Genomic DNA, 12,910 nt, shown 5'->3' on the forward strand with positions numbered 1-12,910 from the left:
CGAGGTGAGACGATGAGGTCCTTCGGCGCGGTGGACCCGGTCAAGATGGCGCTCGCCGGGCTCACCACGATGGCCCTCGGAGTGACGGCGGCGCTCAACGCGGACGCCCTGCCGGTGATCGGCGGCGGCACCACCTATTCCGCGGAATTCTCCGACGCGGGCGGGCTGCGCGCGGACAACGACGTCCGGGTCGCCGGGGTGAAGGTCGGCGAGGTGTCGGAGATCGACCTCGAAGGCGACCGGGTGGTCGTCTCCTTCCGGGTGAAGGACGCCTGGATCGGCGACGCCACGAGCGCGTCCATCCAGATCAAGAACGTCCTGGGACAGAAGTACTTGGCGCTCGACCCGCGCGGTGAAGCCGTCCTCGATCCGGGCGACGCGATTCCGCTGCAACGGACCACCGCGCCTTACGACGTCCTGGAAGCGTTTCGGGATTTGTCGAAAACCGTCGACGCCATCGACGTCGACCAGCTCGCCAAGAGCTTCGACGCGATTTCTACGACCTTCGCCGATACGCCCGCCGACGTCCGCGCCGCGCTCGACGGGATTTCGAAGCTCTCCGGCACCATCGCCTCCCGCGACCGGCAACTCCGGACACTGGTGGCGAACACGCGGCAGGTCTCGCAGACCCTCGTCGACCGCGACGCCGAGGTCCAGCGGCTGATCCAGGACGGCAACGCGCTGCTGCGCGCGATCTCCACCCGGCAGCAGGCGATCAAGGACCTGCTCGACGGCTCGAAACGGCTCGCGACCGCCCTCGACGGCATCATCGCCGACAACGACGGACAGCTCGGGCCGGTGCTCGAACAACTCGACCGGCTGACGTCGATGCTCCAACGCAACCAGGACTCGCTGGCCAAAGGCATCGCCGCGTTCGCCCCGGCGATCCGCCTGCTCACCAACGTCGCGGGCAACGGGCGCTGGATCGACGGCTACCTGTGCGGGCTGGTCCTGCCCTCGTTCGGGCCGGTCAACGACAAGGGCTGCTTCGAGAAGTGAGGCGGGGGCCAGGCCCCTGCACGCGTTCACCTGGCCGTGAAGGCCTCCTTGCCTACCCTGAAAGTAGGGCCCCGGCAAAGTCGAGGTCTTGCAGGTCAGGTGGCGCATTCCTTCATGGAGCTTGATCAACAGAGGATCAGGGGCATGCCCTCAGAACCCGGCACACGCACAAGTGGGGAGGATTCCGGACGTTGAACGTCCGGAATCCTCCCCACTCGGGCCTTGCGGGCATCAGCGATGTCAAATCCGGATTACCAAGACCAGCGCTGACCAGCAGCTCTGCGACTTTGCCGGGACCCTGCCCTGAAAGTAGGGAAAGAGTCCTTCACCACGGCTTCGTCCGACGCAACCAGAACAACCCGATCACCGGCAGCACCAGCGGAATGAAGAGGTACCCCTGCCCGTACACCGACCACACGGTCGCGTGGGGGAAGGCCTCGCGGTCGAAGAGGCTGAACGTGCCGACGGTCAGTACGCCGAGCAGTTCGATCCCGCAGGCGACCAACGCGATCCGCCACCATCCCGCGCCGCGGCGGGCCAGGGCGACGGTGGCCAAGAGATAGACGACGGCCGCGAACGCGGAGAGCACGTAGGCCAGCGGGGCCTCGTGGAACTTGGTGCTGATCTGCACGGCGGCGCGTGACGTCGCGGCCAGAGCGAAGATCGCGTATACGGCGACCAGGATCCGTCCCGGGCCGGAGGTCTTGTCCGGGTGGGTGTCGGTAGCGGTGTCCACCGTGTTCTCCTCGGTTTCTTCAGGCACTGGCGCCCGCCCACACCTCGTGCAGCCGGAGCACCATCACCGGGATGGCGAGGCAGGCGATCCCGAGGATCGCGGTGCTCGACCGGGTGCGCTCGGCCAGCGCCCAGAACGTCCCGAGCGGGAGTACGACCAGGCTGCCGATCAGATAGGCGAGGTAGGTGGCCATGCTGCCGGGGCGGCCGCCGTCGATCAGCAGGACGACGCCGATCACGAGCTGGGCCACCAGGAGGAGTTCGACCACGGCGAGGCCGGCGAGCAGTGGGTTGTCCGGCAACTTCCTGCGTGCGGACTGCACGAAACTCCACACCGCGACCAGGGTCGCGCAGATCGCGACGGTCACCGCGAAACCTGTGATCACGCACGCCTCCTTACCTACTCCGACGGCGATCAACGTACCTCCGGGCGCATCGTCGCCGACGGGCGACCAGCAGGGGCGTGGCGGGGGCCACGGAGGGCGGCGAGTGGTCCAGACCTCGGGTGAATAGATCACGAAGCGCTATTGGTTGGCGCTCGGTCAATTCGACCGTCCCTTATTGTGTTCGGCGCCTCGACCAGGGATTACGGGGCAAACACGGTCCCGTTACACACCGACCGGGTGGTTGAAATCCGAGTTGATCTCACGCTGGGTACCCCTACCATTCGGTAGGTTTCGAATTCACGTCCCTGAACAGCCCATCCGAACCCCCGGTATGGCGGATTGGCCGTTCGCTGTCCGGCGGGTGGAATATTCCTCATCGCGATGGTGCAGTTGGCTCATCCGATTGGTGCGAAGGAGGGGTCGTTCGATGGATGTCCGGTACGAAGCGTATTGCTTCGCTGATCCACTGTTCTTCGATGAGCAGCGGGAAACCGGGGACGCCGCCGACGATTTCGCCTCCCTGCTGCCCGCTCCCGAGGCCGGCTGGCGAACCGGGGTGCGCGGAGTGTGGCGGATGCTGCACCCTCTTGCTCGAAACCTTCCTTTACAGGGCTGGAAAATCCACGTGTCGGCAGGTTTGGGCAACGCCGAGCGGGTGCTCGTGAAGGTGCATGAGCATTGTATCGAGCACAATCTGTCCTACAAGCACCTGCGCTCACGGAGCACGCTGCTGGCGCGAAATTCCAAATACGCTCCGCGTGACGGAAGCGGCAAGTTACTGACTCTTTATCCAGCTGACAACAACGAGCTCGAGCGCGTTCTCGCCGAGTTGTCCGCGAAGCTCGACGGGGAAGCCGGTGCGTACATTCTGAGTGATCTCCGGTACGGTGCCGGGCCGCTCTACGTCCGCTACGGCGGATTCGCCGAGCAATGGGTCGAACTCGACGGAAAACGTGTCCTCGCGGTACGCAAGCCGGACGGAACGCTGGTCCCGGATAAGCGCGAGCCGACCTTCTCTGTACCCGACTGGGTGACGATTCCGGAGTTTCTCGCACCTCATCTCGCGGCTCGCAAGGGTGGCGGCGCGGATCAGTTCCCCTACCGGGTGAAGAGCTCGATGCACTTCTCCAACGGTGGCGGGGTGTACCTCGCCGACCGGAACGCCGACGGCGAAGAGGTGGTTCTCAAGGAGGCCAGGCCGTTCGCCGGCCTGGACCGCGACGAGATCGACGCCGTCGAACGCCTGCGCCGTGAGCACGAGGTGCTGGACCGGCTGAAGGGCATCGACGGCATCGCCGCCGCCTACGATCGCTTCACCGTCTGGGAGCACCACTTCCTGGCGATGGAGTACATGCCGGGCATCTCGCTCGGCAACTGGCTCGCCCGCAACTACCCGCTCACCCGGCGGGACACCACCGATGCCGACATCGCCGCCTACACCGAACGCGCGCTGGCGCTGGTCCGGCGGGTGGAGAAGATGGTCGGCGAGGTGCACGACCGCGGGATCGTGTTCGGCGATCTGCACTCGATGAACATCCTGGTCGACGGGGAGGACGGGGAGGACACGGCCGTCTCGCTGATCGACTTCGAGATGGCGTCCGACGTCGAAAGCGGCGACCGGCCGGCCCTCGGCGCACCCGGCTTCCGCGCCCCGCGGGACCGGAACGGGTTCGAGGTCGACGAGTACGCGCTCGCCGTCTTGAAGCTGTGGATCTTCCTGCCGCTCACCACGCTCCTCGAACTCGCCCCGGCGAAGCTGCGCGGGCTCGCGGACTTCGTCCAGAAGCGCTTCGACGTCCCGGAGGGCTACGCCGACTCGATCGTCGCGGAGGTCGCGCCCCGGAACATCCCGCCGCTGACGAGCGTGACCGAGCTGGACCAGGACAAGCCGGACTGGGCGCTGGTCCGCAAGCAGATCACCGAGGCGATCCTCGCCAGCGCGACCCCCGACCGCACCGACCGGCTCTTCCCCGGCGACATCGAGCAGTTCCGCGTCGGCGGGGCGTGCTTCGGCTACGGCGCGGCCGGCGTCCTCTACGCCCTGAAAGCGGTCGGTGGCGAGCGCTATCCCGATCACGAACGGTGGCTGCTGGACTCGATCCGTCGCGAACCGCCGGGCCGCCCGGGGTTCTACGACGGCTCGTACGGAATCGCGTACGTCCTCGAAGAGCTCGGCTACCGCGAAGAGGCCACCAAGCTGCTGACGGCGTCGGCGACGTTGGTGGAGCAGACCATCGACCACGGCCTGGAAGGCGGCCTGTCCGGCATCGGGCTCACCCAGCTGCACTTCGCGGTTGCCCGCAAGGACAACGAGTTCGGCAGGCAGGCACTCGCCACCGCCGTCCGGCTCGCCGAAGCGCTCGAGACCGCCGACCCGCCCGGTGACTTCGCCAGGGCCGGGCTGCTCAACGGCTGGTCCGGACCGGCGCTGCTGTTCATCCGGCTGTTCGAGCGCACTCGCGAAGAGGGCTGGCTGTCCTTCGCCGACCAGGCACTGGAGCGGGACATCGAGGAGTGCGTCGAGTCGGACGACGGCTCGTTGCAGGTTCGCGACGGCGAGACCCGGACATTGCCCTACGTGGGTGTCGGCAGCGCCGGGATCCTCATGGTCGCCGAGGAACTGGCGAAGTACCGTCCCGACGCGAAGGCGTTGAAGAGCCTTCCCGGCCTGCGTGAATCGTGCCGCGGCGAGTTCGTCATCCACCCCGGTCTGCTGTTCGGCCGGAGCGGGCTGATGATCGCGCTCGCCATGGGCGCCGAACCGGACGAGCGCGTCCGCGACGCCATCGACCTGCACCTTTCCCGGCTGGCCTGGTACGCGGTGCCGTACAAGGGCGGCCTGGCGTTCCCCGGCAACCAGCTGCTGCGGCTGTCGATGGACGTCGTCACCGGCGGCGCGGGCATCCTGCTCGCCCTTGCCGCCACCCTGGACGGGAAGGCCGCGCTGCCTTTCCTGTCCTCCCGAACTGCCGGCCATTAAGACCGGCGGACCAAGAAAACAACGAAAGGTAACACCATGGAACTCGTTCTCGACTTGCAGGCCCTGGAAACCCCCGAGGTTCTCGACGGTGGCCACGGCGGCGGCGGTGGCGGCAGCAACCTGAGCCTGCTCGCGTCCTGCGCGAACAGCACGATCAGCTTGCTCACCTGCCACTGATCACGGCCTGATCACTGAAGGTGCGGGAGCGGCACAGGCCAAGTGCGCCGCTCCCGCGCCTTCATTTTGCCCAACGATTCGTCTCGATGGGATCACGTTCGAAGGAGTGGGATGGCGGGTTCCGCCGATCGCCTGCTGGTCACCGTGACCGCGCTCGATCGTCCCCGCCTGATCGCACTGATCCTCTGCGCACTCGCCGGGACGGCGGCGGGGCTGCTCCTGCCCGGCGCGCTCGCGGCCGCGGTCGACGCCGTCGTGGCCGGACGGGCCAGCCTTCCCGAAGTTTCCTGGCTGATCGTCCTGGGTGTCACCGAGATCGCCGTCGGCCTGATCGGCGGGATCCTGACCGCGCGGATGACGGCCTCGGCGACGGCGTGGCTGCGCCGCCGGCTCACCGACCGCTATCTGGCCCTCGGTACCCGCTCGGCCTTCGCCGACGGCGACGCGATCAGCAGGCTCACCGGTGACTGCACCGGCGCCGGAATCGTCGCCTCGGTCGTCGTCCAGCTCGGGTCGACCACCCTGATCTCCGGCGGATCCGTCATCCTGCTCGCGCTGATGGACTGGCGGCTCGCGCTCGTCTTCCTCGGCAGCATCCCGTTCGGGTTGATGCTCGCCCGCACCCATCTGAAGAACACGGCCGAAGACGTCCTCACCTATCAAGAGGTCTCCGGCGAACTGGCGGCGAGGATGGTCGACGCGGTCGCCGGGCTCCGCACGATCGCCGCGTCGGGCACCGCCGACCGCGAGGCCGAACGCGTACTGCGGCCACTGCCGAAACTGAGTCTCGCCGGTCGCGGCATGTGGCGCACGCAGGCCAGGATGGTGTGGCGCTCCGGGCTGCTGCTGCCCGCGGTGGAAATCGCGGTGCTCGCCGCCGCCGGTTTCGGTGTGATGGAGGGCAGGCTGACCGTCGGGCAGGTCCTCGCGGCGCTCGGGTACGTCGCGCTCGGCATGGGCCTGATCACCCAGATTCCTTTGCTCACCACACTTTCCCGCGCGCGACAGTGTGCGCGGCGGATCAACGAGGTGCTGGACTCGCCGGTTCCCGAACCGGGCGATCTCGGCGTCGTCCCCGGCCGGGGCACGCTCGAACTGCGCGGCGTCACCGTCGAAGGCGCGCTGGCCGACGTCGACCTGCTCGTGCGGGGCGGCCGGTTCACCGCGGTCGTCGGACGCTCCGGCGCGGGGAAGTCCGTGCTGGTCAACGTCCTCGGCGGGCTGCTGACCCCGGACGAGGGGACGGCGACGCTCGACGGCCGTCCGCTGGACAGGCTGCGGCCGCACGAACTCCGCGCGGTCGTCGGGTTCGCCTTCGAGCGGCCCGCGCTGCTCGGCGCGACCATCGGCGACGCCGTCGGGTACGGCTCGTGGGCCGGTGAGGCCGCCGTGCGCGGCGCCTGCCGGTCCGCGCAGGTCGACGACCTGATCGTCCGGCTGCCGAACGGCTACCGGACGCCGCTTTCGGAGACGCCGCTCTCCGGCGGGGAGGCGCAGCGGATCGGGCTGGCGCGCGCGATCGCGCACGCGCCGAGGGTGCTCATCCTCGACGACGCCACCGCCAGCCTCGACACGGTCACCGAAGCCGCCGTCGAGGAGGCGATCGAACGCACCCTGCCCGGCCGTACCCGGGTGGTCGTCACGCATCGTGCGGCCACCGCGGCGCGGGCGGACGCGGTGGTGTGGCTGGAAGACGGCCAGGTCCGCGCGGTCGGCACGCATGAGGCGCTGTGGCGGAACCCGGCTTACCAGGCAGTGTTCACCGAGGGCGCGCAATGAGCGTCTGGGGCCTCTACCGCTCGGCGCTGGTCGGGCAGTGGAGAGGCGGGCTGGTACTGCTGGCCTGTTCCGTGCTCGAGAGCGCGCCCGCGTTCTTGTCCGGTCGCCTGGTCGAACTCGCGGTTGACGAGGGGTTTGCCGCGGGTCGGCCAGGCACCGGACTGCGTTGGCTCGCGATCTTCGGCCTGGTCGCCGTGATCGGCGCGTTCGGCTCGCGGCTGGTGTGGCATCAGCTCGGCAAGGTCGTCGAACCGTTGCGCGACGCGCTGGTGACCGCCGTCGTGCGCGGTGTCCTGCACGATCCGTCGCCACCGCGGAACCAGCCGGACGCCAGCGGCGTCGCCCGCATCACCCAGCACGTCGAAGTGGTCCGCGACGCCACGGCCGGGCTGCTGGTACAGGCACGCGGGATGATCGTGACGACGGTGGCCGCGCTGGCCGGGCTGTTCACCGTCGCCGGTTCGCTCGCGCTGATCGTCGCGATCCCGGTGGTGGTCGCGATCCTCGTGTTCGCCTGCCTGCTGCCGTCGCTGGCCCGCCGCCAGCGCGCGCTCGCGCTGGCCGACGAGCGGACCGCCGAGATCGCGGGCGCGTCGCTGTCCGGTATGCGTGACGTCGTCGCCTGCGGTGCGGAACCCCTTGCCTCGCTTGAGCTCTACGACGCCATCGACACGCAGGCGAAGGCGGCCGTGCGGGTGGCGCGGTCCGGGGCGGCCCGGGCGGTGGTGATCGCGACCGGTGCTTTCGTGCCGCTGCTCCTGGCGTTGCTGGTGGCGCCGGGCATGGTCAGGGACGGCAGGCTCACCGCGGGCGCCGCGCTCGGCGCGCTCGTCTACCTCGCGACGACGATGCAGCCGGCGTTGCGAGGGCTGGCCGCGACCGCGAGCACCGTGGTGCTGCGGCTGATCGTCGCGCTGCGGCGGCTGGCGGAGACCGCGGAGGCCGAGCCGGAGGCGGACGGCACGGCCGAACCCGACGGGACCGCGATCTACGTACGCGACCTGACCTTCAGCTGGGGTGCGGCGGCGGAACCGGTGGTGCGCGGGCTGGATCTGCATCTGCGGCCCGGCGAACGGCTCGCGGTGGTGGGGCCGAGCGGGATCGGCAAGTCGACATTGGCCGGGCTCCTGACCGGGATGCTCGAACCGCAGGCCGGCCGGGTGCTGCTCGGCGGTGCCCCGGTCCGGGAGATCCCGGCCGCGCTGCGGCATCGGATGGTCGCGCTGATCCCGCAGGAGGCCTACGTCTTCGCGGGGTCCGTGCGGGACAACGCCGGTCTGTTCGCGCAGACCGCGATGGACGCCGAACTCTGGGCGGCCATCACCGCCGTGGGGGCGGAACCGCTGGTCACGCGCCTGGGTGGACTCGACGGCGAGATCGGGCACGGGACGCTGTCCGCCGGTGAGGCGCAGCTGATCGCGCTCGCGCGGGTGTACGCGAGCGACGCGGGCATCGTCGTCCTCGACGAGGCGACGTCGCATCTCGACCCGCCCGCCGAGGCCCGCGCGGAACGGGCGTTCGCCGAGCGGGGCGGGGTGCTGGTGGTGATCGCGCACCGGCTGACGTCGGCGTTGCGCGCGGACCGGGTCCTGGTGATGGACGGCAAGGAGACGGCGCTGGGCACCCACCTCGAACTCATGGACCGGTCCACGCGCTACGCCCAGCTCATGCACGCGTGGGCGCCGCGGCTACCCCAGCCCAGTGCGCAGTTCTTCCAGCGCGCCCCGGAGTAGACCTTCGACGGCGACCGGGCGCCGGGATTCGCGATCGACGAAGACATGCACGAAGTGCCCCTCCGCGATCACCGTCTCCTTCGAGTACATCCCGACCTCGTAGCGCACACTCGACCGTCCGAGATGCCCCACCCGCAGGCCGACCTCGAGTTCCCCCGGGAACGACACCGAAGCGTGGTACTTGCACTGCGATTCCACACACAGCCCGATGACCCCGCCGGTCTCGATGTCGAGTCCGCCGCGTTCGATCAGCCACGTGTTGATCACGGTGTCCATCACCGAGTAGTGGACGACGTTGTTGACGTGCCCGTAGACGTCATTGTCCTTCCACCGCAACGGAACCGTCTGCCAGTGCGGATACTCGGCGTTCACCACAGCTCCACCGAATCCCGCAGGATCCCGGCGAGGTCCTCGTCGGACGCTTCACGCGGCGCGGTCGCCAGCAGGCGTTGTTGTTTCACCGTGCCGGAAACCAGTGAGTCCACATCGGACTCGGTGTAGCCGACGGCGCCGATCCCGTTGGGGATCCCGATCTCCCGCATGATCTGCCGCAGTACCGCGGGCAGGTGGTCCTGGAGATCGCCCGGCCATTCGTAGTCCGGGGCGAGCAGCCGGGCCACCCGCAGGTGCCGGTCGGGGCATGCGTCGAAGGTGAAGCGGAACGCCGCGGGTGCCGTCAAAGACACCGCCATCCCGTGCGGCACCATCGGCTCCTCACCCGGATAGCCGGGGGGATGGAATTCCCGGACCTGCCCGGCGATCGGATACGCGTTCGCGTGCGGGATGTGCACGCCGGCGTTGCCGAACCCGAGTCCGGCGAACGTCGCCGCGAGCGCCATCGCCTCGCGTGCCTTCAGATCCGAGCCGTCCGCCACGGCCGCCGGAAGCGCCCACGAGAGCAGCCGCAGCGACTGCTCGGCGAACATGTCGGCCAGCGGATTCGCGCCACAGTAAGGAACCCGGTCCTCTGGGCGTTTGCGGTCGAACTCGGTGTACGGCTTGGCCGTGTAGCTTTCCGCGGCGTGGCAAAGGATGTCCATCCCGCTCGCCGCGGTGACCTCGGGCGGCTGCGAAACCGTCAGCCTCGGGTCGACCACGGCGAGACTCGGCCGCAGCTTCAGCTGGCTGATGCCGCTCTTCACCCGCAGTGACAGTACGTCCAGCACGCACACCGTGGTGCTCTCCGAGCCGGTCCCGGTGGTGGTCGGCACCGCGACCAGCGGTTTCAGCGGCGCGCTCGGCGCGCGGCCGCCGCCGACCGGCGCGTTGACGTAGTCCATCAGGTCGCCGTCGTTGCTGGTCAACAGGTTCACCGCCTTCGCGGTGTCGATGGCCGACCCGCCGCCGACGGCGACGAAGGCGTCCCACTCGCCCTGTCCTCTGGCGAAGTCGACGGCCTTACGCATGCTGACGTCGGTCGGCTCGACGTGCACGCCGTCGAAGACGACCGCTTCGATGCCGTAGGTCTCGATGCCTTCGGCGATCCGTTGTGGCCAGCCTGTCGAGGCGACCCCCGGGTCGGTCAGCACGAGCACCCGGCGGGCCCCGTACTGCGTGAGGTCGTAGCCGATCTCGTCGCTCGACCCGGTGCCGTACTTCAAGGCCGGTGCACCATAGGTGAAAACTGTTTCACGTCCAGTGGTGGCTGAGGTCACGTTTTCGTGCTCCCTTGCTCGAACACGTTCCGATATCGGACATTCTGCCGCCCCGGGGTTGCCGGAATCGAAAGATCGCTTGACGGCACCGATCACCGCCCGCCTAAGCTCTTCTTATTAGATACCAACCGGGAGCGTCCGTCGCCCAGACGGCCGTGCGGATCCTGACCGAGGCGCAGATCCACCGCGTGTACGCGGTGGTGGGTGAGTCCTTCCTGGATCTGCTCGACGCGCTGCAACGCGAGCGGTCGATCACCTTCGTCTCGGCGCGGCACGACTCCGGCGCGGCCTTCATGGCCGAGGCCGAGGGCAAGCTGACCGAGCAGCCGGCGGTACTGCTGGCAGGCCGCGGCCCGAGTGCGGCGAACCTCGCGATCGGCGTCTCCACGGCGTACCAGGACGAGAGCCCGATGGTCGTCCTCCTGGAGAATCCGCCGTCCAGCCCCGGCCGGACCAGTGAACTGCCCACCGCCGACCTGACCTCGATGTTCGAGCCCCTCGTCAAGTGGCTTGGCCGCGCGGAATCGCCGGAGGAGGTCCCCGACCTGCTGGTCGAGGCGCTGACTCGCTGCCGGGAAGGGCGGCCCGGGCCCACCGTCGTCGCTGTCCCCGCCGACTTCTGGGGTGTCCCGTTCGACTCGGCCAAGCCGGTCGCCGCCGTGAAGCCGCCCGCCACCGGCGCGCTCGGCCGGACCGCCGAGGCGGTCGCGCAACTGGTCGACGAGGCCCGGTACCCGGTGGTCATCGTCGGTGGCCGGGCTCGCGCGGGGCGGGAAGAGCTGATCGCCGTCGCCGACGAGCTCGCGCTCCCGGTGTACAACGCGTTCCGCCGCCAGGACGCCTTCCCCGAGAACCACGCGCGCTACGCCGGCCACCTCGGCATCGGCATCCCGGCGCGGCAGCTCGACGCGCTGGAACGCGCCGACCTCGTGCTCGCGCTGGGCACGCAGCTCGACGAGGTCACCACCCAGTCCTACCGTTACCCGACGCCGTCACAGACGTTGGTACTGGTCGGCACCGGGATCGAGCCCGCCCGGCGCGGCGGCCTGACCTTCCGGGTCGACTCCGAGGTCGAGCCGTTCCTGCGTGAACTACGCAACGTCGCCTCGCCGCGGACCCGTCGTGCGTCGGCCGCGAACGCCGCCGTGCACACCTTCATGACACCGCCCGACACCAGCGGCGCCACCCGCGTCCACCCCGCCGACGTCATCCGCGCGGTGCGCAAGCTCGCGCCCGAGGACGCGATCGTGACCAGCGACGCGGGCAACTTCGCCCAGTTCATGCACCGCTACTGGTGCTTCACCGCGCCGCGCAGCCAGCTGGGCCCGAGCAACGCGGCCATGGGCTACGCGGTCCCGGCGGCGATCGCGGCGAAACTCGCCGAGCCACGCCGGACGGTGATCGCGATGGTCGGCGACGGCGGCGCGCTGATGACCGGTCAGGAGATCGAGACCGCCGTCCGCTACCGCGTGCCGGTGACCGTCCTGGTGTTCCAGAACGGACTGCACGGTCCGCTCGCCGTGCACCAGGCACGCAAGCACGGACGGCTGTCGGGGGTCACGGTCCCCACCACCGACTTCGCGTCGTGGGCACGGGGGCTCGGCGCCGCCGGGTACACCGTGGACGACCGCGAGGAGCTGGAGCCGATCATCGCGAGCGCGCTGGTCCGGCAACGGCCGTGTGTGATCGACATCAGGACGGATCCGGACGTGGTGACCCCGGACATCCGGCTGACGAGCCTGCTGAGCGCCGCGAGGCCGCAGCAGGGTGGTCAGTAGGGTCCGGTACGCCGATTACCAGGCGGTAGTTTTTTCTCAGGGGATACACAGAAACCCTTGTGGTGCCGCCGTCACCTGCCCCAAGGGGTGGGAAGTCGGTGACGACTCGGCCGAGTTTTGGTCGCGGAGATCGGATTTTGTCGGCCGGTCGTGGCACAATCGCGGCAACACCGAGAGTCCGATATGGACCGGGCGGCCACCGGGTCACCGAACCGCGGGGCCGCGGCCGTCCGCCGGTGGGTTGTTGGCACGCGGTACTTCACGCGGGTACTTCGAGCGTTGTGTTGACACAGGGGAGAAAAAACATGGCTGACGAAAAGCCACAGGAGATCAAGTCCGTTTCCGGTGTCGTGCCGGTGCAGTTCAGCGCGGACGCGGAGACCCATGACATCGCCGTCGTGCCTACGAACCGGGAGGCCCTGCGCCGGTCGCCGTTCGGCGCCGAGGTACCGTTGCGTGCGGCGAGTGGCGAATAGCCCAGCGGTAAAGGGTACTGCGAGGCCGCGCACACCCGGGTGACGATGCTTGTCGGCCTGCGTGAGGTGTGCTTTACTGATTCAGGTCTCGTTTTTTGTGTTCGTGTTGGTTCACGCTCGCAGAACTCAGCGGGCGTAGTGTCTCCTCGTGTTTCCGAGGAAGCAAACCGTCTGGTCATGACCCGGGCTGCCGACGTGGCTTCCTGTTTGTT

General features: G+C 69.0%; 11 protein-coding genes. 7 read left to right on the forward strand and 4 right to left on the reverse strand.

What is annotated here, in order from left to right; translation table 11 throughout:
• Positions 1-12 precede the first annotated feature (12 nt).
• Positions 13-999: an MCE family protein gene (locus ACLARN_RS34820; protein WP_409495722.1), complete on the forward strand. Its 987-nt coding sequence runs from the start codon at positions 13-15 to the stop codon at positions 997-999.
• Between the two features lie 325 nt (positions 1,000-1,324).
• On the opposite strand, the gene ACLARN_RS34825 is transcribed toward ACLARN_RS34820, so the two are convergent.
• The gene (locus tag ACLARN_RS34825; protein WP_409495723.1) at positions 1,325-1,735 is read right to left on the reverse strand and encodes a hypothetical protein; all 411 of its coding nucleotides are present in this window, start codon (positions 1,733-1,735) and stop codon (positions 1,325-1,327) included.
• Between the two features lie 19 nt (positions 1,736-1,754).
• Positions 1,755-2,120 carry a hypothetical protein gene (locus ACLARN_RS34830; protein ID WP_101611918.1) on the reverse strand — a complete coding sequence of 122 codons (366 nt, stop codon included), beginning with the start codon at positions 2,118-2,120 and terminating at the stop codon, positions 1,755-1,757.
• Between the two features lie 427 nt (positions 2,121-2,547).
• Here ACLARN_RS34830 and lanKC point away from each other — a divergent pair, with 427 nt between their 5' ends.
• The 4 genes from lanKC (at position 2,548) to ACLARN_RS34850 (ending at position 8,789) form a co-directional block, all read left to right on the forward strand.
• On the forward strand, positions 2,548-5,100 hold the full coding sequence (lanKC, locus tag ACLARN_RS34835) for a class III lanthionine synthetase LanKC (RefSeq protein WP_409495724.1): 2,553 nt from the start codon (positions 2,548-2,550) through the stop codon (positions 5,098-5,100).
• 36 nt (positions 5,101-5,136) lie between these two features.
• Positions 5,137-5,277, forward strand: coding sequence for a SapB/AmfS family lanthipeptide (locus ACLARN_RS34840; protein ID WP_409495725.1), 141 nt, complete (start codon positions 5,137-5,139; stop codon positions 5,275-5,277).
• A 111-nt stretch (positions 5,278-5,388) separates the two neighbouring features.
• Positions 5,389-7,056 (forward strand): ABC transporter ATP-binding protein, encoded by a 1,668-nt coding sequence (locus tag ACLARN_RS34845; protein ID WP_409495726.1) that lies wholly within the window; start codon positions 5,389-5,391, stop codon positions 7,054-7,056.
• A complete protein-coding gene (locus ACLARN_RS34850) occupies positions 7,053-8,789 on the forward strand; it encodes an ABC transporter ATP-binding protein (protein ID WP_409495727.1) in 1,737 nt (578 codons plus the stop codon). Before ACLARN_RS34845 ends, ACLARN_RS34850 begins: the two co-directional genes overlap by 4 nt.
• On the opposite strand, the gene ACLARN_RS34855 is transcribed toward ACLARN_RS34850, so the two are convergent.
• Positions 8,745-9,164 (reverse strand): acyl-CoA thioesterase, encoded by a 420-nt coding sequence (locus tag ACLARN_RS34855; protein WP_409495728.1) that lies wholly within the window; start codon positions 9,162-9,164, stop codon positions 8,745-8,747. The two genes, ACLARN_RS34850 and ACLARN_RS34855, sit on opposite strands and share 45 nt — an antisense overlap.
• Positions 9,158-10,444 (reverse strand): hydroxyacid-oxoacid transhydrogenase, encoded by a 1,287-nt coding sequence (locus ACLARN_RS34860; RefSeq protein ID WP_409495729.1) that lies wholly within the window; start codon positions 10,442-10,444, stop codon positions 9,158-9,160. Before ACLARN_RS34860 ends, ACLARN_RS34855 begins: the two co-directional genes overlap by 7 nt.
• A gap of 116 nt (positions 10,445-10,560) precedes the next feature.
• Between ACLARN_RS34860 and ACLARN_RS34865 the strand changes: the two genes are divergently transcribed.
• Together ACLARN_RS34865 and ACLARN_RS34870 are read left to right on the forward strand one after the other, a co-directional pair.
• Complete coding sequence (locus ACLARN_RS34865; RefSeq protein WP_409495762.1) at positions 10,561-12,222, forward strand: thiamine pyrophosphate-binding protein; 1,662 nt, start codon at positions 10,561-10,563, stop codon at positions 12,220-12,222.
• A 305-nt stretch (positions 12,223-12,527) separates the two neighbouring features.
• Positions 12,528-12,698 carry a hypothetical protein gene (locus ACLARN_RS34870; RefSeq protein ID WP_409495730.1) on the forward strand — a complete coding sequence of 57 codons (171 nt, stop codon included), beginning with the start codon at positions 12,528-12,530 and terminating at the stop codon, positions 12,696-12,698.
• The last annotated feature ends 212 nt before the right edge of the window (positions 12,699-12,910 follow it).

This window comes from Amycolatopsis sp. cmx-11-12 (assembly GCF_046269425.1).
In the GTDB taxonomy this organism is placed as follows: Bacteria; Actinomycetota; Actinomycetes; order Mycobacteriales; family Pseudonocardiaceae; genus Amycolatopsis.